General features: G+C 73.2%; 22 protein-coding genes and 1 riboswitch. Of the genes, 11 read left to right on the top strand and 11 right to left on the bottom strand.

What is annotated here, in order from left to right; translation table 11 throughout:
- Positions 1–10: 10 nt before the first annotated feature.
- The 3 genes from RF647_RS02725 (at position 11) to RF647_RS02715 (ending at position 5,713) form a co-directional block, all read left to right on the top strand.
- Complete coding sequence (locus RF647_RS02725) at positions 11–1,621, top strand: sensor histidine kinase (RefSeq protein WP_368810396.1); 1,611 nt, start codon at positions 11–13, stop codon at positions 1,619–1,621.
- 196 nt (positions 1,622–1,817) lie between these two features.
- A complete protein-coding gene (locus RF647_RS02720) occupies positions 1,818–5,141 on the top strand; it encodes a beta-phosphoglucomutase family hydrolase (RefSeq protein ID WP_368810395.1) in 3,324 nt (1,107 codons plus the stop codon).
- Between the two features lie 35 nt (positions 5,142–5,176).
- On the top strand, positions 5,177–5,713 hold the full coding sequence (locus RF647_RS02715; RefSeq protein WP_368810394.1) for a gamma carbonic anhydrase family protein: 537 nt from the start codon (positions 5,177–5,179) through the stop codon (positions 5,711–5,713).
- Positions 5,714–5,731: 18 nt separating this feature from the next.
- Here RF647_RS02715 and RF647_RS02710 read toward each other — a convergent pair whose 3' ends face one another.
- Positions 5,732–6,313, bottom strand: coding sequence for a TetR/AcrR family transcriptional regulator (locus RF647_RS02710; RefSeq protein WP_368810393.1), 582 nt, complete (start codon positions 6,311–6,313; stop codon positions 5,732–5,734).
- 84 nt (positions 6,314–6,397) lie between these two features.
- Between RF647_RS02710 and RF647_RS02705 the strand changes: the two genes are divergently transcribed.
- From RF647_RS02705 to RF647_RS02695, 3 genes are all read left to right on the top strand, one after another.
- The gene (locus tag RF647_RS02705; protein WP_368810392.1) at positions 6,398–7,492 is read left to right on the top strand and encodes a Gfo/Idh/MocA family protein; all 1,095 of its coding nucleotides are present in this window, start codon (positions 6,398–6,400) and stop codon (positions 7,490–7,492) included.
- A gap of 138 nt (positions 7,493–7,630) precedes the next feature.
- Positions 7,631–8,134: an Hsp20/alpha crystallin family protein gene (locus tag RF647_RS02700; RefSeq protein ID WP_368810709.1), complete on the top strand. Its 504-nt coding sequence runs from the start codon at positions 7,631–7,633 to the stop codon at positions 8,132–8,134.
- Between the two features lie 209 nt (positions 8,135–8,343).
- Positions 8,344–10,566, top strand: coding sequence for an NADP-dependent isocitrate dehydrogenase (locus RF647_RS02695; protein ID WP_368810391.1), 2,223 nt, complete (start codon positions 8,344–8,346; stop codon positions 10,564–10,566).
- A gap of 142 nt (positions 10,567–10,708) precedes the next feature.
- Here RF647_RS02695 and purH read toward each other — a convergent pair whose 3' ends face one another.
- Together purH and purN are read right to left on the bottom strand one after the other, a co-directional pair.
- On the bottom strand, positions 10,709–12,319 hold the full coding sequence (gene purH, locus RF647_RS02690; RefSeq protein WP_031282321.1) for a bifunctional phosphoribosylaminoimidazolecarboxamide formyltransferase/IMP cyclohydrolase: 1,611 nt from the start codon (positions 12,317–12,319) through the stop codon (positions 10,709–10,711).
- 79 nt (positions 12,320–12,398) lie between these two features.
- Positions 12,399–12,980, bottom strand: coding sequence for a phosphoribosylglycinamide formyltransferase (gene purN, locus RF647_RS02685; RefSeq protein ID WP_017832163.1), 582 nt, complete (start codon positions 12,978–12,980; stop codon positions 12,399–12,401).
- Positions 12,981–13,040: 60 nt separating this feature from the next.
- Between purN and RF647_RS02680 the strand changes: the two genes are divergently transcribed.
- Positions 13,041–13,547: a hypothetical protein gene (locus RF647_RS02680; protein WP_368810390.1), complete on the top strand. Its 507-nt coding sequence runs from the start codon at positions 13,041–13,043 to the stop codon at positions 13,545–13,547.
- Here the strand turns inward: RF647_RS02680 and RF647_RS02675 are convergent.
- Positions 13,436–15,088: a DUF6350 family protein gene (locus tag RF647_RS02675; protein ID WP_368810389.1), complete on the bottom strand. Its 1,653-nt coding sequence runs from the start codon at positions 15,086–15,088 to the stop codon at positions 13,436–13,438. The genes RF647_RS02680 and RF647_RS02675 overlap by 112 nt on opposite strands.
- A 115-nt stretch (positions 15,089–15,203) precedes the next feature.
- Here RF647_RS02675 and RF647_RS02670 point away from each other — a divergent pair, with 115 nt between their 5' ends.
- Positions 15,204–16,373, top strand: coding sequence for a glycosyltransferase family 4 protein (locus RF647_RS02670; RefSeq protein WP_368810388.1), 1,170 nt, complete (start codon positions 15,204–15,206; stop codon positions 16,371–16,373).
- Between the two features lie 3 nt (positions 16,374–16,376).
- On the opposite strand, the gene RF647_RS02665 is transcribed toward RF647_RS02670, so the two are convergent.
- Both RF647_RS02665 and RF647_RS02660 read right to left on the bottom strand, forming a co-directional pair.
- Positions 16,377–16,760: a PIN domain-containing protein gene (locus RF647_RS02665; RefSeq protein WP_368810387.1), complete on the bottom strand. Its 384-nt coding sequence runs from the start codon at positions 16,758–16,760 to the stop codon at positions 16,377–16,379.
- An 11-nt stretch (positions 16,761–16,771) separates the two neighbouring features.
- Complete coding sequence (locus RF647_RS02660; protein ID WP_368810386.1) at positions 16,772–16,999, bottom strand: hypothetical protein; 228 nt, start codon at positions 16,997–16,999, stop codon at positions 16,772–16,774.
- A gap of 13 nt (positions 17,000–17,012) precedes the next feature.
- Positions 17,013–17,138: riboswitch (SAM riboswitch) on the bottom strand.
- Positions 17,139–17,556: 418 nt separating this feature from the next.
- On the opposite strand from RF647_RS02660, the gene RF647_RS02655 reads away from it, so the two are divergent.
- Entirely contained in the window at positions 17,557–17,853 is a 297-nt protein-coding gene (locus tag RF647_RS02655; RefSeq protein ID WP_017832157.1) for a hypothetical protein, read from the top strand.
- 102 nt (positions 17,854–17,955) lie between these two features.
- Here the strand turns inward: RF647_RS02655 and RF647_RS02650 are convergent, their stop codons facing one another.
- The 5 genes from RF647_RS02650 to RF647_RS02630 all read right to left on the bottom strand — a co-directional run bounded on the left by RF647_RS02650 (position 17,956) and on the right by RF647_RS02630 (position 19,914).
- Positions 17,956–18,144, bottom strand: a complete 189-nt coding sequence (locus RF647_RS02650) for a hypothetical protein (RefSeq protein ID WP_368810385.1) — start codon at positions 18,142–18,144, stop codon at positions 17,956–17,958.
- A 107-nt stretch (positions 18,145–18,251) separates the two neighbouring features.
- Positions 18,252–18,458, bottom strand: coding sequence for a cold-shock protein (locus tag RF647_RS02645; RefSeq protein ID WP_017832155.1), 207 nt, complete (start codon positions 18,456–18,458; stop codon positions 18,252–18,254).
- A 239-nt stretch (positions 18,459–18,697) separates the two neighbouring features.
- Positions 18,698–19,021, bottom strand: a complete 324-nt coding sequence (locus RF647_RS02640) for a multidrug efflux SMR transporter (RefSeq protein WP_368810384.1) — start codon at positions 19,019–19,021, stop codon at positions 18,698–18,700.
- The gene (locus RF647_RS02635; protein WP_368810383.1) at positions 19,021–19,380 is read right to left on the bottom strand and encodes a multidrug efflux SMR transporter; all 360 of its coding nucleotides are present in this window, start codon (positions 19,378–19,380) and stop codon (positions 19,021–19,023) included. Before RF647_RS02635 ends, RF647_RS02640 begins: the two co-directional genes overlap by 1 nt.
- 3 nt (positions 19,381–19,383) lie before the next feature.
- Positions 19,384–19,914, bottom strand: a complete 531-nt coding sequence (locus tag RF647_RS02630) for a TetR/AcrR family transcriptional regulator (RefSeq protein ID WP_368810382.1) — start codon at positions 19,912–19,914, stop codon at positions 19,384–19,386.
- A gap of 175 nt (positions 19,915–20,089) precedes the next feature.
- On the opposite strand from RF647_RS02630, the gene betT reads away from it, so the two are divergent.
- Together betT and RF647_RS02620 are read left to right on the top strand one after the other, a co-directional pair.
- Positions 20,090–22,231, top strand: a complete 2,142-nt coding sequence (gene betT, locus RF647_RS02625; protein ID WP_368810381.1) for a choline BCCT transporter BetT — start codon at positions 20,090–20,092, stop codon at positions 22,229–22,231.
- Complete coding sequence (locus RF647_RS02620; RefSeq protein WP_368810380.1) at positions 22,228–23,721, top strand: aldehyde dehydrogenase family protein; 1,494 nt, start codon at positions 22,228–22,230, stop codon at positions 23,719–23,721. Before betT ends, RF647_RS02620 begins: the two co-directional genes overlap by 4 nt.
- The last annotated feature ends 58 nt before the right edge of the window (positions 23,722–23,779 follow it).

The raw sequence follows: 23,779 nt of genomic DNA, 5'->3' as shown, positions 1-23,779 counted from the left end.
GTGCCGCCCCATGAGCACCGGCCCCACGAGCACCGATCCGACCAGCGCCGGCCCCACGGGCACCGGCCCGACGGGCACCGATCCGACGGGCCCGGAAGCGACCGGGGCGCGGGCCCGGCCGCGGGGCGCGGGCCGGGCGCTGCAGCTGCGCACCAAGCTGCTGCTGACGGTCCTGGCGCTGCTGACCGTCGCCTGCGCCGCCGTGGGCGCCCTGGGTCTCGCGGTCCTCAACGTGTCCCTGGGCGAGCAGCTGGACGGCAGGGTCCGGGACGCCTCCTTCCGCACGATCGAGTACGGGGTCCGTGCCGCCGCCGGGCCCTCGGAGGAGCTCGAGGCCATGATGGACGTCCCCGCGCAGGGCGCCGGCACCCTCAACGCCCGGGTCGTCGACGGCGAGGTGGTCCGCGCCGGGCTCTTCGCCCCCGACGGGACGCGGCAGGAGCTGACCGACGAGGACCGGCGGCGGATCGGGGAGCTCGTGACGGCGCTCGGCGCCGAGTCGGACGACGAGGGGGGCCGGCAGTGGGGCCCCGTGGACGTGGAGCTGGCCGTGGGCGGCTACCGCGTTCTGGTGGTCGACGACCCGTGGGACTGGGGCCTCGTGCTGACCGGTCTGCCGCTGGCCGACAAGGAGGACACCCTGCGCAGCTTCGGGGTGAGCACCGCGGCGATCTCGACCGGCGCCATCGCCGCCACGGGGCTGGTCGGGCTCGTCGTCGTCCGGCGCACCCTGCGCCCCGTGGAGCGGCTCTCCGACGTGGCGACCCGCGTTTCGGAGCTCGACCTCGACCACGGGGAGGTGGTCCTGCCAGTGGGGGCCGTGGCGCCGGCCGCGCACCCGGACACGGAGGTGGGCCGACTCGGCCACGCCTTCGGGCGGATGCTGGACAACGTAGCCCACGCGCTGACCGCCCGCCAGCGCAGCGAGACGCGCGTGCGCCGGTTCGTGGCCGACGCCAGCCACGAGCTGCGCACTCCCCTGGCCAGCATCCGCGGCTACGCGGAGCTGATCCGGCTCACGGAGCCGATGAGCGCGCAGGGCCGCAGCTCCCTGTCCCGGGTGGAGTCCGAGGCGGCCCGGATGACCGCGCTCGTCGAGGACCTGCTGCTGCTCGCGCGCCTGGACGAGGGCCGGGCCGTGGTCACCGAGGACGTCGACCTCCTCGAGCTGGTGGTCGAGACCGTCAGCGACCTCCGGGTCGCGGCGCCCGGCCACGTCTGGCGCCTCGAGCTGCCCGACGAGCCCGTGCTCGTGCGCGGGGACCCGGCCCAGCTGCGCCAGGTGCTCATCAACCTGCTCGCCAACGCCCACCAGCACACGCCCGCGGGGACGACGGTCACGGCCTCGCTCGGGACGGAGGCGGCCGCCGGACCGGGGCCCGGCGGCGAGGCCGTGCTCGCCGTGGGCGACGACGGCCCCGGCATCGGCGCCGACTTCCTCGAGCACATCTTCTTCCGCTTCGCCCGGGAGGACCACGCCCGCGCCGCGAGCTCCCGCGGCGCCGGCCTGGGCCTTTCGATCGTCGACGCCATCGTGCGCGCCCACCACGGGCGGATCGACGTCAGCAGCGTCCCGGGCTGCACCCGGTTCACCGTCCGCCTCCCCCTGGCCGACCGCTGAGCGGACGCGGCTTGCCCCCGCGGCCCCCGGGCCGTTTAATGAGCTGGTCAGGAACCGTCGGCACGGACGGCCGTCCCCGCTCCAGTGCCAAACCGCAACGCCGCGTCCGGGGTCCGTCGCGTGCCGCGTGCTGGGGGTTTCTCCGTGCGGTTCCGAGGGGTCGCGGACGCCGCACCCACCTTCCGGAGGAACTCTCGTGAACGCACTGCCCACCGCCCCGTTCACCGCCTCCCTGCCGCGCATCCAGGGCGCGGACGCGCTGCCGCAGGCGGTCGACCAGCTGCGCATCCCCCACGAGGCCGTGATCTTCGACATGGACGGGGTGGTCACGGACACCGCCGCCGTGCACGCGGCGGCCTGGAAGACCCTCTTCGACACGATCCTGGCCGACGACCGGCTCGAGCCGGCCGAGCCCGGCACCACGGTGGACCGCCGGCCCTTCGACGCCGACGCCGACTACCGCCACTACGTGGACGGGAGGCGGCGCGAGGACGGGATCCGCTCCCTGCTCGCCGCCCGGGGCGCCTGCCTGCCGGAGGGCGACGAGACGCCGGGGGCGTGGACGGTGCAGGGCCAGGCCGTGCTGAAGAACACCTACTTCCAGGACGCCCTGCAGGTCCAGGGCGTCCGGGTGTTCGAGAAGACCGTGGCGCTCATCGAGCGGCTGCGCGCCGCCGGGGTGCCGGTGGGTCTCGTCACCGCGAGCCGCAACAGCGTCCCCGTGCTGGCGGCGGCCGGGCTGCAGGACTCCTTCGACATCATCGTGGACGGCCACTTCGCCGCCGAGCACGGGCTGCCCGGCAAGCCGGCGCCGGACACGTTCCTGACCTGCGCGAAGATGCTCGGGGTGGACCCGGCCCGGTCCGCGGTGGTGGAGGACGCCGTGTCCGGGGTGCAGGCCGCGGCCGCCGGCGGCTTCGGCATGGTGGTGGGGGTTCGCCGCCACGGCGAGCGCAAGGACCTGTACCGGGCCGGGGCCACGATCGTGCTCAACGACGTCGGCGAGCTCGACCTCGGCGCCCGCCGCGACGACCCCTGGAAGCTGGTCTTCGAGGGCTTCGACCCGGCCACCGAGGCCCGGCGGGAGACCCTGCTGACGCTGGCCAACGGCTACATGGGCGTGCGCGGGTCCGCCTGCGAGTTCCCCGACAACGGGGTGCACTACCCCGGCAACTATCTGGCCGGCATCTTCAACCGGGTGGTGAGCCACCTGAGCGGCCGCGACGTCGAGCACGAGTCCATGGTCAACGCCCCCAACTGGACCCACCTGGACCTGCGGGTCTCCGGCGGCGACTGGTGGTCGGAGGGCGGGCTGCTCCCGTCCGACGAGCGGATCGAGCTCGACCTGCGCCGCGGCCTGCTCATCCGGTCCCTGGTCCTCACCGATCTCAACGGCGACCGGGGCGAGGACGGGGCCCACGCCCGGCTGGAGATCGTCCAGCGCCGCCTCGTGTCGCTGCGCTTCCGCCACCTGGGGGCGCAGGAGACCACGGTGACCGCCCGGGGGTTCTCGGGGCGGCTGCACCTGCGCACGGGCATCGACCCCAGCGTGCGCAACAACGGGGTCGCGGAGTACCAGGACCTCAACGACCACCACCTGGTGGACCTCGAGTCGACCTCGCTGCCCGACGACCACGAGACCCTGCTCTCGCACGTGCGCACCACCCAGTCCAAGATCGAGATCACCACGGCCCAGCGCACCACCATCGAGGGCGGCCAGAACGTCCGGGAGCGCCGCGAGATCCGGCCCGGCGGCACCGAGTTCCGCCGCCACCAGGTCAACATCGCCGACGGCCGCCCCGTGATCATCGACTCGACCACGGCCGTGGTCACGAGCCGCGACGCCGCGATCGGCTCGCCCCGCGAGGGCGCCCTCGCGGAGCTCGACCGCAACCCCAGCGGCGTCCGGGGCCTGCTGCCCTCGCACGAGATCGAGTGGTCCCTGCTGTGGGACCGCTTCGACGTGGACGTGTGCCCGGACCCGGAGGAGCGCACCGGGGAGCTGCCCATCACCCAGCTGGCGCTGCGCGTGCACCTGTTCCACGTGGCCCAGACGCTGGCGCCGCACATGTCCCTGCGCGACGCCGGCGTCCCGGCCCGCGGCCTGCACGGCGAGGGCTACCGGGGGCACATCTTCTGGGACGAGCTCTACATCCTCCCGGTCGTCAACCTGCACCAGCCGCAGGTGACGCGCGCGCTGCTCTCCTACCGGTGGCGCCGGCTGCCCATGGCCAAGCACCGGGCCACCGAGTTCGGGCTCGAGGGCGCAGCGTTCCCGTGGCAGTCCGGCTCGGACGGCCGGGAGGAGACCCCGCCGGAGCTGTTTAACCACCACTCCAACCGGTGGCTGCCGGACAACTCGTGGCGGCAGTTCCACGTGGGCCTCGCGATCGCCTACAACGCCTGGATCTACTACGAGACCACCGGTGACCTCGACTGGCTGGCGGGGCAGGGCTCGGAGCTGATCATCGGGATCACCCGGCTGTTCGCGTCCCTCACCGACTACGACCCCGCGGACGGCCGCTACCACATCGCCGGCGTCATGGGCCCGGACGAGTACCACGACGGCCCGCGCGGCCAGCACGGCGGCGGTCTGAAGGACAACGCCTACACGAACGTGCTGGCGGCCTGGCTGTTCCGGCACAGCGCCCACATCTTCCACGACATGGTGGAGCACCAGCGCGAGGAGCTCTCCGCCCGCTTCGACCTCTCGGCCGAGGAGGTCGGGACCTGGCAGCGGATGGCCGAGCGGATGTTCGTGCCGTTCAACACGGACGGCACCATCAGCCAGTTCCACGGCTACGACGACCTCGACGAGCTGGACTGGGAGTACTACCGGGCCAAGTACCGCAACATCGGCCGCCTCGACCTCCTGCTGGAGAACGAGGGCGACATGACCAACAACTACAAGCTGGCCAAGCAGGCCGACACGATCATGCTGGTCTACCTCTTCGGCCCCGACGGCCTCGTCGAGGAGCTCGGCCGGATGGGCTACGAGGTGGACCACGCCGCCATCGAGCGCACCGTCGACTTCTACATCGCGCGGTCCTCGCACGGTTCCTCCCTGTCCCGGGTGGTCAACGCCTCGGTGCTCGCCTGGCTGAACCCGGACCGTTCGTGGTCCTCGTTCCAGGATTCCCTCCTGGTGGACCTCGACGACACCCAGGGCGGGACCACGGGCGAGGGCATCCACCTGGGCGCCATGGCCGGCTCCGTCGACGTCGTGACCCGCGCCTACGCGGGGCTGCGCGTGCGCGGCGGCTGGCTCGAGTTCGACCCGGCCCTGCCGAGCCAGCTGGACACCGTCTCGTTCACGGTGCTGTACCGCGGCCAGGTGATCCGGGTCTGCATCGACCACCACGTCCTGGAGCTCGAGGGTGCCTCCCGGCGCGCGGACGACGTCACGATCCACGTGCACGGCGCGGAGTACGTGCTCAAGGGCGGCCAGAAGATCCGCGTGGCCATCCAGCACCGGCACCAGCGCGCCCAGCGGCCGGCCGTCACGCGGCAGGGCGTCTGAGCCGCGGGCGGCGGGCCCGCCGCTAGGCTGGGACCATGGCACACTCCACGACGCCCGGACTGGTCCTCCCGCACGGGGGGCACGAGCCCCGGATCGACTCCTCCGCCTTTGTGGCCCCGACCGCCACGGTCGTGGGTGACGCCGAGCTGGGACCGGAGTCCGGGGTCTTCTACGGCGCCGTGGTGCGCGGCGACCGCTCCCCCGTCCGGCTGGGCGCGCGGTCCAACCTGCAGGACAACGTGGTGGTCCACTCCGACCCCGGCCACCCCTGCACGATCGGCGCGGACGTGAGCGTCGGCCACGGCGCCGTGGTGCACGGGTGCACCGTGGAGGACGATGTCCTGATCGGGATGAACGCGACCGTCCTCAACGGCGCCGTGATCGGCACGGGCTCGCTGGTGGCCGCGGGCGCCGTCGTCCTCGAGGGCACCGTGGTGCCGCCCCGGTCCCTCGTGGCGGGGGTGCCGGCCAGGGTCCGGCGCGAGCTCACGGACGAGGAGCAGGAGAAGGTCCGCGCCAACGCGCGCACCTACGTCCAGCTCTCCGCCGAGCACCGCCGGCTCACCGCCTGAGCCGGGCCCGGCGGCCCGTCACTGCGCCGCGAGGGTGCGCGCGTAGTCCAGGTACGCGCCGTGGTCGAAGCCGGGCAGCAGGCACGACTGCACCACCCAGCCCTGCAGCACCGAGAGGATGGCCTGGGCGAACATGCCGGCCCACTCGCGGGCCGCGTCGTCGTCGAGGCCCAGCTCCTCGACCGCCCACCGCCCGTAGCGCTCCTCCACCCGGTCCCGCACGCGCCCCAGGTGTTCCCCGGCCAGCGCGGCCAGACCGGGGTTGCTCACCGCCCCGCCCCACGTGATGAGCAGCAGGCGGGTGGTGGCGGGATCCGCCGCCAGCCGCTCCAGCAGTCCCACGACCCACGCCGCGGGGTCGGTGCCGGGCTCGTCCTCCGCGGCCGCGAGGACCCGGTCCAGGGCCGCGCGGGCGGCCGCGGCCACGAGCTCCTGCTTGCTCGGGAAGTGGTTGTAGAGCGCCCCCGCGGACAGCCCCGTGGCGGCGATGATGCGGTGCATCGACGCCCCCTCGTAGCCGTGCTCGAGGAAGCACTCGCTGGCGGCGGCCACGATCTCGCGGCGGCGCTCGTCCTTGTACTGCTGGCTCACCCGGGGCACGGGCTCAGCCTACGCCACGAACGGTCGTTCGATCGGAGCCGGCGGGCGGGATCCCGGCGGCGGGCGGCGTGGCAGAATGCGCCCATGCCTGCCCAGACCCTCAGCCCGTTCGTCGACGCCTCCCTCGACGCCGCCCACCTGGACGACCCCGGCACCGCGACCGGCCGCACGCTCGGATGGGGCGTGGTCAGCACCGCCGACATCGCGGAGAAGGTGGTCCCGGACATCGCGGCGCTGCCCGACGCCCGGCTCGTGGCCGTGAGCTCGCGGGACCAGGACCGCGCCGAGGACTTCGCCCGCCGGCACGGGGTGGAGCGGGCCTACGGCGGCACCGCCACGAGCACCGGACTGGACCGGCTCGCGGCCGATCCGGACGTGGAGATCGTCTACGTGGCCACCCCGCACGGCTACCACCACCGGGACGTCTCGGCGCTGCTGCGGGCCGGCAAGCACGTGGTGTGCGAGAAGGCCCTCGCCATGACCGCGGCGGAGGTCCGGGACCTGCTCCGCCTGGCCCGCGAGCACGGCGTCTTCCTCATGGAGGCCGTCTGGACCCGCATGACCCCCGGCTTCCGCACCGCGATGCGCTGGGTCCGGGAGGGCCGGCTCGGCCGGGTCCTCTCGGTCGAGGGGTCCATCGGCACGCACCGGGCCCTGGACCCGGCCCACCGCCTGTTCCGCCGGGCCGACGGCGGCGGGGTGCTGCTGGACATGATGGTCTACCCCCTGACGTGGACCTCCGCGGTCCTGGGGGCCCCGGAGCGCTGGAGCGCCCGCGCGGAGCTCGGCGCCACGGACGTGGACCTGGACACCGCCCTGACCCTGGACTTCGGGCATGGCCGGGCGCACGTGAGCGGCACCCTGTCCGCCACGGTCCCCCACCAGGTGACGATCAGCGGCACGGACGGCTGGCTGCGGGTGGACGGACGGATCAACTGCCCGACCACCCTGGTGCTGCAGACCGCCGAGGGCGCCCGCAGGGGCGCCGCCCCCGTCGTGGAGCGCGTGGACGTGGCGGGCGCCGGATACGTGTTCGAGATGCGCGAGGCCACCCGCTGCGTGCAGCAGGGCCTGCTCGAGTCCCCCGTGATGCCGTGGGCCGACTCCCTCGAGCTCGTGGAGCTCTTCGACCGGGTGCGGGCGCAGATCGGCGTGCGGTATCCCCACGACGCCCGCTGAGGGCGGTTCGCCCTGGGCGATGGGGGCCGGGACCCGTTGAAGACCGCGAGGAGCGGGATTATCATGGTCAACAGTTGAGTTGATCGGACTCAACTAAGTGTCGAAGACATTGCTCATATGGTTGAGGAGATGATTGACGTGGCCACGATGTTCACCCCGTTCAACGATTTCGACCGGCTCGCCGCCTCGCTGTTCGCCCGGCAGGGCCTGCGCGAGATGCCCATGGACCTGTACCGGGACGGCGACCAGTACATCCTGCGGGCGGACCTGCCCGGCATCGACCCGGAGAGCGTCGACGTCGACGTCGACGGCCAGCTGCTGACCATCCGCGCGGAGCGGGAGCTGCCCGAGGTGCAGGACGTCCAGTGGATCACCCGGGAGCGGCAGAGCTCCTCGTTCGTCCGCCAGCTCAACCTGGGCCAGGGCATCGACATCCAGAACATCGCCGCGAACTACGACAACGGCGTGCTCACGGTCACGATCCCCGTCTCGGCGCAGGCCAAGCCGCGCAAGATCCAGGTGGTCTCCGGCCAGGGCGAGCAGCAGGCCCTGGGCGAGGGCCGGGACGAGTCCGGCGACCGCGTGATCGGCGAGGGCGAGCTCGTCAACGGCGCCGGGGCCACCCAGTCCACGGAGGGCTGAGCCCGGCCCCCGGCACCGGCACGCCCCGGACGGGGCCCCACGGCCACGGGCCCGTTCCCCGCGGGGAACGGGCCCGCCGCCGTGCCATGGCCGCCCGCGCCCTCCGGCCGGACGGCGGGCCCGGCCAGCGGGCGGGGCGCCGCCTCGGGTATCTTGGCACCAGGAAGCACCACCACCGATCCGACGACATCCTGGGAGACAGCCCGCACATGGCCAAGATCATCTACACCCGCACCGACGAGGCGCCCCTGCTCGCCACCTACTCCTTCAAGCCGATCATCGACGCCTACGCCTCGACCGCCGGCGTCGAGGTGGAGACCCGCGACATCTCCCTGGCCGGGCGCATCATCGCCGCGTTCGGCGACCGCCTCCCCGAGGAGCAGCGGGTGGACGACGCCCTCGCCGAGCTCGGCGAGCTGGCCAAGAAGCCCGAGGCCAACATCATCAAGCTGCCCAACATCTCCGCCTCCGTCCCGCAGCTGAAGGCCGCGGTCAAGGAGCTGCAGGAGCAGGGCGTCGCCCTCCCCGACTACCCGGACGAGCCCCGCACCGAGGAGGAGAAGGAGACCCGGGCCCGCTACGACAAGATCAAGGGCTCCGCGGTCAACCCGGTGCTGCGCGAGGGCAACTCGGACCGCCGCGCCCCCGCCTCGGTCAAGAACTACGTCCGCAAGAACCCGCACCGCATGGGCGAGTGGACGGCGGAGTCGAGGACGAACGTCGCCACGATGGACGCCGACGACTTCCGGGACAACGAGAAGTCCGTGGTCATGGACGGCGACGACACCCTGACGATCCGCCTGGTGGCCGAGGACGGCAGCACCACGGTGCTCAAGGAGTCCGTCCCCGTGCTGGCCGGCGAGGTCATCGACGGCACCGTGATGCGCGCAGCCGCCCTGGACGCGTTCCTCGCGGAGCAGGTCGAGCGCGCCAAGCGGGAGGACGTCCTGCTCTCGGTGCATCTGAAGGCCACCATGATGAAGGTCTCCGACCCGATCATCTTCGGCCACGTCATCGAGGCGTTCTTCCCGGAGCTCTTCGCCGCCCACGGCGCGGCCCTCGAGAAGGCGGGCCTCTCCCCCGCCAACGGGCTCGCGGCGATCCTCAACGGCCTCGACGCCCTGCCGGCCGACGTGCGCGACGACGTGCGGACCGCGATCGACAAGGGCCTCGCCGAGGGCCCGAAGCTCGCCATGGTGAACTCCGACAAGGGCATCACGAACCTGCACGTGCCCTCCGACGTCATCGTCGACGCGTCGATGCCGGCCATGATCCGCACCTCCGGGCACATGTGGGGCCCCGAGGGCGAGGAGGCGGACACCCTCGCGGTGCTGCCGGACAGCTCCTACGCCGGGGTCTACCAGGTGGTCATCGACGACTGCCGCGCCCACGGCGCGTTCGACCCGACCACCATGGGCTCCGTGCCCAACGTCGGCCTCATGGCGATGAAGGCGGAGGAGTACGGCTCCCACGACAAGACTTTCGAGATCCCTGTGCAGGGCACCGTCCAGGTCGTCGACTCCTCCGGCTCCGTGCTCATCGAGCATGAGGTCTCCCCCGGGGACATCTGGCGGGCGTGCCAGACGAAGGACGTCGCGATCCGCGACTGGGTCAAGCTCGCCGTGACCCGCGCGCGGGCCTCCGCGACGCCGGCCGTGTTCTGGCTGGACCGCACCCGCGCCCACGACACCAACCTCATCGCCAAGGTCGAGCAGTACCTGACCGAGCACGACACCGAGGGCCTGCAGATCGAGATCATGTCCCCCGAGGAGGCCACCGCGTTCTCGATCGAGCGGATCCGCCGCGGAGAGGACACCATCTCGGTCACCGGCAACGTGCTGCGCGACTACCTGACGGACCTGTTCCCGATCCTCGAGCTGGGCACCTCCGCGAAGATGCTCTCGGTGGTCCCGCTCATCAACGGCGGCGGGCTCTTCGAGACCGGCGCCGGCGGGTCCGCGCCGAAGCACGTCCAGCAGCTGGTGGAGGAGAACCACCTGCGCTGGGACAGCCTCGGGGAGTTCCTGGCCCTCGCCGCGAGCCTCGACCACCTGGCGACCACGGCCGACAACGAGCGCGCCCGGATCCTCGGCGAGACCCTCGACCGGGCCACGGGCACGTTCCTCGAGGAGAACAAGTCCCCGAGCCGGAAGGCCGGCGAGATCGACAACCGCGGCAGCCACTTCTACCTGGCCCTGTACTGGGCCCAGGAGCTGGCCCGCCAGGACGAGGACGCCGAGCTGGCCCAGGCCTTCGCCTCCGTGGCGGAGCAGCTGGCGGCCAACGAGGACGCGATCAACGAGGAGCTGCTCTCCGTGCAGGGTCGTCCCGCCGACATCGGCGGCTACTACCGCCCGGACGACGCCAAGACGTTCTCGGTGATGCGCCCCTCGGAGACCTTCAACCGGGTCCTCTCCTCGCTCAGCGCGTGAGCTGAGCGCGCGGGTCGCCCGCGCGCTCCGGCACGGGCAGCACGCACGGCAGCGGCCGCACTCCCACGGGGAGTGCGGCCGTTGCCGTGCGGGGGGCATGCCACCCGGGGCCGCCTGCCCGGAGGCGGCCCCGGAAGACGGCTCAGTGGAAGAAGTGCCGCGCCCCGGTGAAGTACATCGTCACGCCGGCGGCCTCGGCCGCGGCCACGACCTCCTCGTCCCGGATCGAGCCGCCGGGCTGGACCACGGCGCGCACGCCGGCGTCGAGGAGCACCTGGAGGCCGTCCGCGAACGGGAAGAACGCGTCCGAGGCCGCCACGGCGCCGCGCGCGCGCTCGGCGCCGTCCTCGCCCAGGGCGTTGGCCCGCTCCACGGAGAGCTTGCAGGAGTCCACCCGGTTGACCTGGCCCATGCCGATGCCCACGGACGCGCCGCGGTCGGCGAGCAGGATCGCGTTGGACTTCACCGCCCGCAGCGACGTCCACGCGAAGGCGAGGTCGGCGAGCGTCCGCTCGTCCGCCGGCTCCCCCGCGGCCAGCGTCCAGCCGGCGGGATCGTCGCCCGCGGCGTCGAGCCGGTCCGAGACCTGCAGCAGCGCGCCGCCGGAGATCTGCCGGTACTCGAGGACGTCCCGCTCGAAGCCCTCGGGCAGCTCGAGCAGGCGGATGTTCTTCTTGGCCTGCAGGATCTCCAGGGCCGCCGGCTCGAAGCCGGGGGCCACGACGACCTCGGTGAAGATGTCCTGCACCGTCTCGGCCATCGCCCGGGTCACGGTCCGGTTCGCGGCGATGACCCCGCCGTAGGCGGAGAGCGGGTCGCACGCGTGGGCCTTGCGGTGGGCGTCGGCGATCGGGTCCTCGGCGCCGGGGGTGGCCACGGCCAGCCCGCAGGGGTTGTTGTGCTTGACCACGGCCACGGCCGGCTCGTCGAAGTCGTAGGCGGCGCGCAGTGCGGCGTCGGCGTCCACGTAGTTGTTGTAGGACATCTCCTTGCCGTGCAGCTGGTCGGCCTGGGCGATGCCGGGGGACGCGGCCTCGTCCACGTAGAGCGCCCCCTTCTGGTGGGGGTTCTCGCCGTAGCGCAGGGAGGCCGAGCGCTGCAGGGCCAGGCCGGCGTAGGGCGGCCAGAAGTTGGCGTCCTCGTCCTGCTCGAACTGCTGGGCCGTCCAGGTGGCCACCGCGGTGTCGTAGGCGGCGGTGTGCGCGAACGCCGCGGCGGCCAGCCGGCGGCGTGCCCGCAGGTCGAAGCCGCCCGAGGCCGCCGCCTCCACGACCGCGTCGTAGGAGGACGGGTCCACGACCACGGACACGGCCGCGTGGTTCTTCGCGGCGGCCCGGACCATGGAGGGGCCGCCGATGTCGATCTGCTCGACAACCTCGTCCTGGCCCGCGCCGGAGCGCACGGTGTCCACGAACGGGTACAGGTTCACGACCACGAGGTCGAACGGCTCGATCTCCAGCTCGGCGAGCTGGTCCATGTGGTCCTGCTTCCGGCGGTCCGCGAGGATGCCCGCGTGCACCCGCGGGTGCAGGGTCTTGACCCGCCCCTCCAGGCACTCCTGGAACCCGGTGACCTCCGCGACCTCCGTCACCGGCACGCCCAGGTCGGCGATGCGCCGTGCGGTCGAGCCGGTGGACACGATCGCGACGCCGGCCCGGTGCAGCCCCGTGGCGAGACCCTCCAGCCCGGTCTTGTCGTAGACGGACACCAGCGCCCTCTTGAGGGGCACGCGGTCAAGCTGGGTGGGGCTCACAGGTTCTCCAAGCGTTCGAGGTCTGGGGTTGCCGGCGGGATCCGCCGGGAACCATTTTACGGACCTTCGCCGGGTCTGCTCACCGGGCGTCGTGCAGGGCTCCCTGCCGGGCCGCCGCGCCGAGCGTGCGCACGAGCAGCTCGCGCTCGGCGGCCTTGATCCGCTCGTGCAGCTGCGCCTCGGTGTCCCCCTCCTCCACGGGCACCGCCGCCTGCGCCAGGATCGGACCGGCGTCGACGTCGGCCACGACCTCATGGACGGTGACGCCGGTCACCTTCACCCCGTGCGCGAGGGCGTCCCGCACCGCGTGCGCCCCCGGGAAGGACGGCAGCAGCGAGGGGTGGGTGTTGACGATGCGCCCCGCGAACGCCTCGACGAACTCGGCGTCCACGATCCGCATGAACCCCGCGAAGACGATCCGGTCGGGCTCCCGGGCGGCCACCGCCTCCTGCAGGGCACGGTTCCACCGCGTCCGGTCCGGGTGGTCGCCGGGCCGGACGAGGAACGTCTCGACGCCGGCCTCCCGGGCCCGCTCCAGGCCGGTGCAGGGCTTGTCCGCGCCCACGGCGGCGATCTCGACGTCGATCCGGCCCTCCCGGACGGCGTCGAGGACCGCCTGCAGATTGGTGCCGGAGCCGGAGACCATGACCACGATGCGCATGCCCCCGAGTCTAGTCGGGCGGGCGGGGAGGGGCCCCCGGGGTGCCCTAGAGTGAAGGGCATGACCCCTCCCCGCCCGACCCCCGAGGCAGCCCCCGCGGACGCACGACGCGCCGCCGCGACCCGCACGGCAGGGGGCGCGCTGGTGTGCGCGGCGGTCGCCCTGGTGCTCGTCGGCGCCGCCCTGTGGCCGACCGTGGCCGGGGTCGTGCTGGCCGCCCTCGGGATCGGGCTGGGCGTCGCGGCGCTCGTGCGCTCCCGCGGGACCGGCAAGCGCCAGCTGCTGGTGCTGAGCGCGGTCGCCGCGATCGTGCTGGGCGCGCTGAGCCTGCTCACCGGCGGGGCCCGTCTGGCGCTGTGGCCGGTGGCCGAGGCCTACCAGGAGTGTGTCGCCGGCACCCTCACCCTCTCCGGGGCGGCGCAGTGCCAGCAGGAGCTCGAGGACGGGATCTGGAGCTATCTCTCCGGCGGCCCGGCGGCGCCGGCGTCGGAGGACGCCGCGGGCGCCTCGGCCGCGTCCACGTCGAACGCCTCCGCGGACCCGGTCTCCGCCACGGCCGGCCCCTGAGCCGCCCACGGGCCCGCGTCCCGGTGCCCGTCCGCGGTGCTGCGGCCGGTCCCGGGTCCGTCGGCGCCGTGCCCCTCGGTCCCGTGCCGGTCAGCGCCGTGCCCGCGTGCGGGCCGCGGCCTCCGCCGGCCGGCCGAGCGCATGGCGCGCCGGGCCGCGGTCTCCTCCCGGCGCCGCCGGCGCGCCGCCCGCCGGCCGGCCGGCGTCCCGTCCTCGCCGTCCTCGCCGCCGCGGGGCGGCGCGAACGGCGGCTCGTGCTCGAGCCACGGTCCCACCACGCAGCCGACCGCCGCCCCGACGGCCACCTCGGCGCCGAACAGCAGCAGCACGGCGGGACCGTCCGGCCCCACGTCCGTGAGTCGGCCGAGCCCCAGCGAGCCGTGCGCGAGCCAGCTCAGCAGCATGACCAGCACGCCCGCGACGGCGCCCACGAAGACCCCGGTCAGCAGCGTCGAGAGCGGGTACGTGATCCAGCGTGCGGGCAGCCGCAGCGCCATCCAGTCGTCCAGGTGGTTCTCCCCCTCGCGCAGGAACCACCAGCCGGCGAGGACGCCGGCCAGGACCGGCAGCACGACCACCACGAGCGCCCAGGCCGGGAGCTCGGCGGGCGGCAGCGCGGCGAGCGCCGGGAGCAGCGGCACGGGCCCGGCCTCGGTGCCCAGCGGAGAGGCGTGCGTGCCCGAGCCGAGCTCGAAGCCCGCGCCCGTGGCCCAGGCCAGGGCGTAGACCGCGAGGTTGGGCAGGTAGCCGAGCTGGAGTCCCGTCAGCGCGGTGTCCCCCGGCACGCCGGTGCCGAGCCGCTGGTAGACGCCCACCACGTCGTTCCAGTTCCAGAACAGGGCGGCGGCCAGCAGGGCGGACCCGGCCCCGACCCCGGCCACGGCCGCGACGAAGCCGGAGCGCAGCACCGCCCACACGTAGGACCCGGCCCAGCGGGAGTACTGGCTCGTGCGCTCGACCCACGCGGCGGCGTTGACGCCGATCAGTCCCGGCAGCGACCGGGAGGCCCGGTACGCGCCCACGAACCCGCCCAGGGCCACGGGGACGAGCGGGAAGACGGCGGCCGCGGCCGGGCTCGCCGAGACCTGCCCTCCGCTGAAGAGCAGCGCAGCGGCGGCGCTGAACGCGGAGTAGGCGGCCAGGCCGCTGAGGTACGGCTGCCAGAACTGGCCCTCCCAGCAGGCGCGGGCCAGCCGTCTCCCGGCGTGCCAGGAGAGCGCGAACGGCACGAGGGTCAGCCCGAGCGGGACGAGGTTGAGCGTCCCGGTGGTCGCGGGCAGCCCTGCGCCCGGGTCCAGGGCCACCTGGAGCGGGGTGAGGTGGGCGAGCAGCCAGACGTGACCGGAGAGCACGAACCCGCCGGTCAGGCCGAGGGTGTCGAAGCCGTCGGCGAGCCACACCATGAGGACGGTCAGCAGGACCAGCAAATAGGACACCACGGCCACGGAGCCGAGTTCCAGCGCGCCCTGCAGCCACAGCGGCATGGGCACACCCCGGCGGTCCGGGCGTACGGCGGGGGAGGACAGGCCTAGGGAGTTCATCACCGCCCATCCTCCCACGCCCGGGCGGCACCCCGGCCGAGGCTTCACGGCGCCTTCACCGGCGGGCCACGCCCCGCTTGCCGTCCGGTCGCCCGGCCCCGGCAGGCTCGGGAGCATGAGAGTCGCCGTGGTCGCCGAGCAGTTCCTCCCCCACCTCAACGGAGTCACCCACTCGGTGCTGCGGGTCGTCGAGCAGCTGGTCGCCGGCGGGCACGACGTCGTGGTCGTGGCGCCCTCCTACGACCCCGCGCCGCTCGGGCGCCCGGCGGAGCAGGTCGTCGAGGACCTCGACGGGGTGCCGGTGCACCGGCTGCCCGCCGTTCCGCTCACCGGCTACCCCGCCGTGCGGGTGGCCGGCGGGACCGTGGCCCGGGTGCGGCGGCAGCTGGAGCGCTTCCGGCCGGACGTGGTCCACGTGGCCTCCCCGTTCGTGCTGGGCCGCCGGGCGATCCTGGCGGCCCAGCAGCTCGGGGTGCCGTGCGTGGCGGTCTACCAGACCGACGTGCCCGGCTACGCGGCCAAGTACGGGGCCCCGTTCCTCGAGCAGCTCCTGTGGGGGCACGTGCGCTCCATGCACAACCTCGCCACGCTCACGCTCGCGCCGTCCACCTCGGCGGTCCGGCAGCTCACCGAGCACGGCGTCCAGGACGTGCACCTGTGGCGGCGCGGGGTGGACACCGCCCGCTTCTCCCCCCGGCACCGGGACGAGCGGTGGCGGGAGGAGGTCGGCGGCGGCCGGCGGATCGTCGGCTACGTGGGCCGGATCGCCCCGGAGAAGCAGGTCGAAGACCTCTCCACGGTCGCGGACCTGCCCGGCACCCGTCTGGTGGTCGTGGGCTCGGGCCCGGAGGAGGACGCCCTGCGCCGCCGGCTCCCGCAGGCCCACTTCACCGGGCGCCGCAGCGGTGCCGACCTGGCGCGCATCATGGCGTCCTTCGACGTGTTCGTCCACCCCGGCGAGTTCGAGACGTTCTGCCAGACGATCCAGGAGGCCATGGCCTCGGGGGTGCCGGTCGTCGCGACCGGCCGGGGCGGTCCCCTCGACCTCGTGGACCGCTCCCGCACCGGCTGGCTCTATCCCCCGGGCGACCTCGGGGCGCTGCGCGGGCACGTGGCCGATCTCCTGGGCGACGAGGCGAAGCGGGCCGCCTTCGGCGTCGCGGCGCACGCGGCGGTCCAGGGCCGGACGTGGGACGTGCTGGTCGGGCAGCTTCTCGAGCACTACGAGCACGCCGTGGCGCTCTCGGCCCAGGGCCGGGGCCGGCGGCACCGCCGGGCCGTCTGAGGGCTACCGGCGGGCGGGGGACGCGTCCAGCACGGGCGCCCCGGTGCCGGCGTACCGCCCCGGCTCCGCGGTCAGCACGGTCAGCCCGTGCACCAGGGCCGTGGCCGCGGTGAGCCCGGCGAGCGGGTCGGCCGCCCCCGTCACGGACAGTGCTCCCCACGCCCGGGCCACGGCGGCGTCCGCGGGGAGCACCCGGCCCGGGAAGCGCAGCTCGAGCTGCTCCGCCCACAGCGTCTCGTCGGGCCGCTCGGCGAGCAGCTCGCCGAGCACCGTGGCCGGCAGGAACAGCCGCCGGTGGCCGTGCCGGCGCAGGACCTCGGCCAGCTCGGGACAGCGCTCCGGGGTGCGCACCCCCAGCAGCACGGAACGGTCCAGGAGGAGGTCCACGGCGGCGGGCCTCAGGCCGCGGCGGCGAACTCCCCGCGGGCCGGAGCCAGCAGGAAGTCCACGAACTCGGTGCGGACCTGCACCACGCGGGCGTAGTCCTCGACGCTCATGGCGGAGACGCTGATCGCCGGGACGCTCGGCGCGGGATCGCGGCGGGTCCCGTCCCCGGTGGCCGGGACAGCGAGGGAGTGCTGGATGAACGCGCCCGTGCGGGCGGCGGAGGGGCGGGGGTCGGACATGACCGGGATCCTTCGTGCGCTCTTGCTCGCACCGGGTACCGCTGCTGCGGCGATGCGAGCCGCTTCCTCATCCGAACCACCCGTGAACATGGGGTTGGTGCCCGGTCAAGTCGGAGCTTGCCGACCGGGTCTCTTGAAGCTCTCCCCATTGAACCACATCGGCCGAACCGTGTCCGTGCGCGGCGCCCGGGCAGGAACCGGTGCCACCCCCCTGTGCGCAGGCCTTCCCCGGGGCGTCACCGCTCGGACATCTCGACGACACATCGTTGTGCTGGAATGGGTCCCGCAGGACCGGGGACGGCGCAGGCGACGACCCCGCGCATTACGTTTCGGTGACACAAATCACGACTCGCCTGTCGAGGTGTCGGAGCCGCGGGGTAGCCTGAACCTGCTTCTCGAGATGCGGCGTCCACGCCCTCGGCCGGAGATCGACGATCCCCGGCGGGCCCGTGGAGGGGCTCCGACCCGCTGCACGCCAACCCGATGTTCCCGGGTGGATCGGATGACGAAGCGGCGGGCAACGCCATCGGATGCCTGCAAGAACGTCAGGAGAAAACATGACCATGTCCGAAGAAAGAACAGCCATCACCACCGACCAGCGCGAGGAGTGGATCGACGTGACCGTCACCGCCCTCCCCGATCTGCACCTCGTCCGTCTCACGTCGACCGACGGGGACGTGCAGGAGTACCTGAGCCCCGAGGCCGACGACCTGGCCGCCGCGGCGGAGCACACGGAGGGTACAGCGCAATGGTGCGCCAAGTACCGCCAGCTCCTCGTTCCCGGAGCCCTCGCGGCGACCGGACGGCACCCGTTCTTCAAGCTCCACCCCTCGTCCCTCCCGCTGTCGGCATAGCCGGCGGACAGGAGCGCGCGGAGGCCGCAGCCCGTTGGGCTGCGGCCTCCGTCGTGCGGGAGGACGGTGACGTCCGGAGCGCCGGTGGGACCTGCGGGGTGCTCACTCGAGGCCGTAGTCCCCCGCCGAGCCCCAGCCGCCGCCGGCCTCGTCGGCGGAGCCGTCGAAATCCCACTCGGAGGCCTCAACCTCGAACGGCACGGAGACGTCCAGCTCGGCGTCGGAGACACGGTTCACCACGAAGGGGTCCTCCGGCTCCTCCGCGGCGGGGAGCGGATCGGGAACGGTCACGGCGCTTCCTCCCGGTGCCGCTCGGCGGGTACGACGACAGAACCGCCGCCGGGCTCAGCCCGACGACGGTTCTGGAGGATCAACGGGCCGGAGCCCGCGGAAAATCCTTAGGAGATGACGTTGATGTTCGCAGCCTGGGGGCCCTTGGGGCCGTCCTGGGTCTCGAACTCGACGCGGTCGTTCTCGTTCAGCGAGCGGAAGCCGTTCGAGTTGATCGCGGAGAAGTGGGCGAAAACGTCCTTGGAGCCGTCCTCGGGGGTGATGAAGCCGAAGCCCTTGTCAGCGTTGAACCACTTGACGATACCGGTAGTCATGGGAGACCTGATCCTTCATGAGATGAACGTTTCCCGACGTTCGAGAAACAAAACAGTTGTGATGCATGGAAAACGTCTTCTCAGAAAAACTGCTGCACCCGAGTGGGCCGAACTGCTTGAAAGACAAAAACGAACCTCAACAACTGCGGACTACTCTACACGAGATCCGGCGCCGCACCACCCGGGGCGGTGCGCCGCACCCGACCCGGCACCGGGAACCGCTCAGAACCGGGGACCGCTCAGACCGGCGGGGCACCGAGCTCGATGAGGAGCACTCCGCCGGCGATCAGGGCCACCCCGGCCGCCGTCACCCAGGTGAACGGCTCGCGGAACAGGACCCGGCCGGCCAGCGCCGTCAGCGCCACGCCGGAGGCCGACCAGATGCCGTAGGCGACGCCCAGCGCCATGCCCTCGGCCAGGACGAGGCTCAGGCAGGTGAACGCCACCAGGTAGCCGACGGCCACGGCGGCGTACCAGCGGGGGCGGCCCCGGGCGGCCATCCGCAGGGACAGGGTCCCGGCGACCTCGGTGAGGATCGAGACACTGAGGAAGAGCCAGGCCATCAGGGGGCCTCCTCCGGCTCGGGGGCACGGCGCCGGGCGGGGCCGCGGGAGCCGAGCTCCACGCACAGCACGCCAGCTACGACCAGCACGATCCCGGCCAGCACGGCCGGGCTCAGCCGCTCACCGTAGACCACGGCCGCCGCCAGGGCGGTGAGCATCACCCCGAGGGCGGCCCACACGCCGTAGGCGACCCCCACCGGCATGCCGCGGCGCAGCACGGACGCCAGGAGGGTGAACGCGGCGAGGTAGCCGGTGACGACGAGCACGTACCAGGCGGGTTCGTCCAGAGCCGCCTTCAGCGACAGCGTGGCCGCCACCTCGGCGAGCACGGCGGCGAGCAGCAGCAGCCGGCGCAGCACGGCTCAGCCCTCCAGGAGCTCGTCGGCGACCGCCTTGACCCGGGCCCGCTCCTGCGGGTCGGGGGCGAAGACGCCCGCGGCGTCGGCGAACCACACGCCGTCGGCGAGCAGCCGCACGGCCAGCAGCCGGCTCCGGCGCTCGGCGGGCAGGTCCTCGGGCAGGTCCACCCACGGCTCCACCCGCGCGACCCAGCGCTCCTTGAGCGTCGCGCGCAGCCGCTGGTCGGTGAGCATCACGAGGTCGGTCTCGTCGACCTCCCCGGACAGGCACCAGTCGAGGTAGGCGCGCAGCCGCTCCTCCGCGGGCACCTGCTCCGGCGGGCCGGGCAGGCGGCGGGCCATCTGCGCGTCCCAGCCGTCCATCACCCGGTCCACCAGGGCGAGCATCAGCGCCTCCTTGGTGGGGAAGTGGTACATCACCCCGGGCTTGGTCAGACCCACCTGCCGCGCGGCCGACGCTAGGGAGACCGTGCCGCCGCCCCGGATCAGCTCGAGGGCGCCGTCGAGGATGCGCTCGCGGGAGGAGGTGCTCATGAAAAAGAACTTTACCAACCGGAAGGGTGGTGACACGATGTTGAGCATCCCGGTGCGCGGGCCTCGGCCGCCGCACCGGTCCGCGGGCACGACGACGTCCCGCCCCTGCCCGGTCCGCGCTGGACCCGGCGGGTGCTCCCCGACCCGGATCACCACTTCCAGGAGGACTCGTCCCATGACTTCCGCCCTGCACCAGTCACCGTCCGAGAGCGGCACCCCACCCGCCGGGCGCTCCCGGCCGGCCGTGAACCGGACGGTCTTCGCCGGCTCGGGCGTGACCATCATCCTGTTCTCCCTGTGGGCGATCCTCGCCCCCGACCAGGCCTCCGCGGTGATCAACGCCGTGGTCGGCTGGATCGCGACCAACATGGGCTGGTTCTACGTCCTGACGGCCACCGTGGTGACGGTCTTCGTCCTGGTCGTGGCGTTCTCCCGCGAGGGGACCATCAAGATGGGCCCCGACCACTCCAAGCCGCAGTACAACCTGTTCACCTGGACCGCGATGCTCTTCGCCGCCGGCATCGGCATCGACCTGCTGTTCTTCTCCGTGGCCGAGCCGGTCACCCAGTACTACGGCCCGCCCGCCGGGGAGGGCGGGACGGCCGAGGCCACCCGCATGGCCGTGGTGTGGACGCTGTTCCACTACGGCGTCACGGGCTGGTCGATGTATGCGCTGATGGGCATGGCCTTCGGCTACTTCGCCTACCGGTGGAACATGCCCCTGAGCATCCGCTCGGCCCTCTACCCGCTGATCGGCAAGCGGGTGCAGGGGCGCACGGGGGACGTCGTGGACATCGCGGCGCTGCTCGGCACGATCTTCGGCGTGGCCACCTCGCTGGGCATCGGCGTGGTGCAGCTCAACTACGGCCTCTACCTGCTCTTCGGGATCGAGGAGGGGACCGCGGCGCAGATCGGGCTGATCGTCGTGGCCGTGGTGATGGCCACCGCCTCGTGCGTCTCGGGCGTGGACAAGGGCATCCGCAGGCTCTCCGAGCTCAACGTGCTCATGGCCGTGGCGCTGATCGTCTGGGTGCTCGTGGCCGGCCGGACCTCGTTCCTGCTCGACGCCACGGTGCAGAACCTCGGCGACTACGTCTCCTCGCTGCCGGGGATGACCATGGAGACGTTCGCCTACACCGGTGCGGCGGAGTGGATGGCGGGGTGGACCCTCTTCTTCTGGGCCTGGTGGATCGCCTGGGCGCCGTTCGTCGGCCTGTTCCTGGCGCGGATCTCCCGGGGCCGCACCCTGCGCGAGTTCGTGATCGCGACCCTGACCGTGCCGTTCCTGTTCATCCTCATCCTGGTCTCGGTCTTCGGCAACAGCGCCCTGGCGATCGTCACGGGCGGCGACGACGCCTTCGGCCAGGCCGCCATGAACACCCCCGAGCGGGCGTTCTACTCGCTGCTCGAGCAGTACCCGGGCGCGCCGGTGCTCATCGCGCTCGCCTCGCTGGCCGGGCTGCTGTTCTACGTCACGAGCGCCGACTCGGGCGCGCTCGTGATGTCGACGTTCACCTCGACGATCCAGGACCCTACCCAGGACGGGCCCAAGTGGCTGCGCATCTTCTGGGCCGCCGCCACCGGGCTGCTGACCCTGGCGATGCTGCTGGTGGGCGGGGTGCCGACCCTGCAGGCCGCCACGCTGATCATCGGCCTGCCCTTCTCGATCGTGATGTACCTGGTCATGATCGGGTTCTGGAAGGCCCTGCGCGCCGAGCGCTCCCAGCGCGAGGGGCGCAGCTCCACCCGCCGCTCCGCGGCCGCGTCCCGCATCCCCGGCCCGGACAGCCACTGGCGCCGGCGGCTCTCCCGGACCGGCTCGTTCCCGGGCCCGAAGGCCGTGCGCCGCTACGAGGACGAGGCGCTCGTCCCCGCCCTCGCGGAGGTCGTCGAGGAGTTCCGGGCCCAGGGCCTCGACGCCGAGCTCACCAGCTCGGTGGTCGGCTACCAGGACCTGTCCGAGCACACGCTGACCGTGCGGATGGGCGAGGACCGGGACTTCTGCTACCAGATCTATCCGGTGGCCACGCCCGTGCCGGCCTTCGGCGGGTTCCGCACCAACCCGGACTCCGACCTGTACTACCGCCTGGAGGTCTTCAACGAGACCGGCTCCCAGGGCACGGACGTCATGGACTGGAGCCACGAGCAGGTCATTAACGACGTCCTCGACAGCTGGGAGGCGCACCTGGCCTTCCTGAGCATCCACGACGGGCCGTCCGTCATCCAGGACGGCGAGCAGGGCCACCCCGACTGGTCCACCGACATCCACGACGTGCCGACGGGGCAGATCCCCGCGGCGAAGGAGGCACACCCGTGAGCAGCACCTTGTTCATCGACGGCCAGTGGCAGGCCGCCGCCGAGGGCGGCACCCGCACCATCGTCTGCCCCGCCGACGGCGCCGAGGTCGGCACCGTCGCCGAGGCGACCGCGCAGGACACCGAGCGCGCGATCGCCGCGGCCCGCCGCGCCTTCGACGACGGCCGCTGGTCGTCCGTGCCGGCCCCGGAGCGCGGGGACCTGCTGCTGCGGGTCGCCGCCCGGCTGCGCGAGCGCAAGGACGAGTTCGCCCGCGCCGAGTCCCTCGACACCGGCAAGCGGCTGGTCGAGTCCGAGATCGACATGGACGACATCGCCGCGTGCTTCACGTACTTCGGCAAGGCCGCCGCGGAGCAGGCCGGGCGCGTCGTCGACGCCGGGGACCCCACCGTGGTCTCGAAGGTCGTCACCGAGCCCGTGGGCGTGTGCGGGTTGATCACGCCCTGGAACTACCCGCTGCTCCAGGCCGCGTGGAAGATCGCCCCGGCGATCGCCGCCGGGTGCACCTTCGTGCTCAAGCCCGCCGAGCTCACCCCGCACACGGCGATCCTGATGATGCAGGTCCTCCAGGAGGTCGGCCTGCCCGACGGCGTGGCCAACCTCGTGCTGGGCGCCGGCGCCGAGGCGGGCGCGCCGCTGTCCTCCTCCCCCGACGTGGACCTCGTCTCCTTCACCGGCGGCGTGCTGACCGGCCGGCGGATCGCGGCCGCCGCCGCGCCCACCGTGAAGAAGGTCGCCCTGGAGCTCGGCGGCAAGAACCCCAACGTGGTCTTCGCGGACGCCGACTTCGACGCCGCCGTGGACAACGCCCTCAACGCCGCGTTCGTGCACTCCGGGCAGGTCTGCTCGGCCGGGGCGCGCCTGGTGGTCGAGGAGCCGATCGCCGAGCGCTTCGTCGACGAGCTCGTCCGCCGGGCCGAGCGGATCCGCCTCGGCGGCCCCTTCGACGAGCAGGCCGAGACCGGGCCCCTCATCTCGGCGGCCCAGCGCGAGAAAGTGCACGCGTACGTGGAGCGCGCCCGCGAGCAGGGGGCACGCGTCCGCACCGGCGGCGAGCACTCCACCGGGACCTCCGCCGACGGGTCGCTGGACCTCGGGCAGGGCTTCTTCTACCCGCCCACCGTGATCGACCGCTGCACCCGCGAGATGGATTGCGTGCACGACGAGGCCTTCGGCCCCACCGTCACGGTCGAGACCTTCCGCACCGAGGACGAGGCCGTCGAGATCGGCAACGATACGATCTACGGCCTCGCCGGGGCCGTGTGGACCGCGGACGCCGGCCGCGCCCACCGCGTGGCGAGCCGGCTGCGCCACGGCACGATCTGGATCAACGACTTCCACCCCTACCTGCCGCAGGCGGAGTGGGGCGGGATGAAGCAGTCGGGCGTCGGGCGCGAGCTCGGCCCCACCGGCCTGGGCGAGTACCAGGAGCTAAAGCACGTCTACCAAAACACGGCCCCCGCCGTGACCGGCTGGTTCGCCGCATCCTGACCCGTGCCCGCCCGGCGTCGTCGTCGCCCGCACGACGACGACGCCGGCGCGCCCCCGA

It is taken from the genome of Kocuria sp. CPCC 205263, from assembly GCF_040981075.1.
Taxonomy (GTDB): Bacteria; Actinomycetota; Actinomycetes; order Actinomycetales; family Micrococcaceae; genus Kocuria; species Kocuria rosea.
Note: the sequence above shows the minus strand (reverse complement) of the source record. Positions and strands in the feature narration are given on the sequence as shown.

Excerpts from the sequence above, each read along its gene's own strand:
- RF647_RS02695 (WP_368810391.1), top strand. The coding sequence starts at position 8,344 with ATGGCCAAGATCATCTACACCCGCACCGACGAGGCGCCCCTGCTCGCC.
- RF647_RS02675 (WP_368810389.1), bottom strand. The coding sequence starts at position 15,088 with ATGAACTCCCTAGGCCTGTCCTCCCCCGCCGTACGCCCGGACCGCCGG.
- RF647_RS02680 (WP_368810390.1), top strand. The coding sequence starts at position 13,041 with ATGACCCCTCCCCGCCCGACCCCCGAGGCAGCCCCCGCGGACGCACGA.
- RF647_RS02725 (WP_368810396.1), top strand. The coding sequence starts at position 11 with ATGAGCACCGGCCCCACGAGCACCGATCCGACCAGCGCCGGCCCCACG.
- RF647_RS02630 (WP_368810382.1), bottom strand. The coding sequence starts at position 19,914 with ATGAGCACCTCCTCCCGCGAGCGCATCCTCGACGGCGCCCTCGAGCTG.
- RF647_RS02640 (WP_368810384.1), bottom strand. The coding sequence starts at position 19,021 with ATGGCCTGGCTCTTCCTCAGTGTCTCGATCCTCACCGAGGTCGCCGGG.
- RF647_RS02705 (WP_368810392.1), top strand. The coding sequence starts at position 6,398 with ATGCCTGCCCAGACCCTCAGCCCGTTCGTCGACGCCTCCCTCGACGCC.
- RF647_RS02645 (WP_017832155.1), bottom strand. The coding sequence starts at position 18,458 with ATGACTACCGGTATCGTCAAGTGGTTCAACGCTGACAAGGGCTTCGGC.
- RF647_RS02660 (WP_368810386.1), bottom strand. The coding sequence starts at position 16,999 with ATGTCCGACCCCCGCCCCTCCGCCGCCCGCACGGGCGCGTTCATCCAG.
- RF647_RS02670 (WP_368810388.1), top strand. The coding sequence starts at position 15,204 with ATGAGAGTCGCCGTGGTCGCCGAGCAGTTCCTCCCCCACCTCAACGGA.
- betT (WP_368810381.1), top strand. The coding sequence starts at position 20,090 with ATGACTTCCGCCCTGCACCAGTCACCGTCCGAGAGCGGCACCCCACCC.
- RF647_RS02655 (WP_017832157.1), top strand. The coding sequence starts at position 17,557 with ATGACCATGTCCGAAGAAAGAACAGCCATCACCACCGACCAGCGCGAG.
- purN (WP_017832163.1), bottom strand. The coding sequence starts at position 12,980 with ATGCGCATCGTGGTCATGGTCTCCGGCTCCGGCACCAATCTGCAGGCG.
- RF647_RS02715 (WP_368810394.1), top strand. The coding sequence starts at position 5,177 with ATGGCACACTCCACGACGCCCGGACTGGTCCTCCCGCACGGGGGGCAC.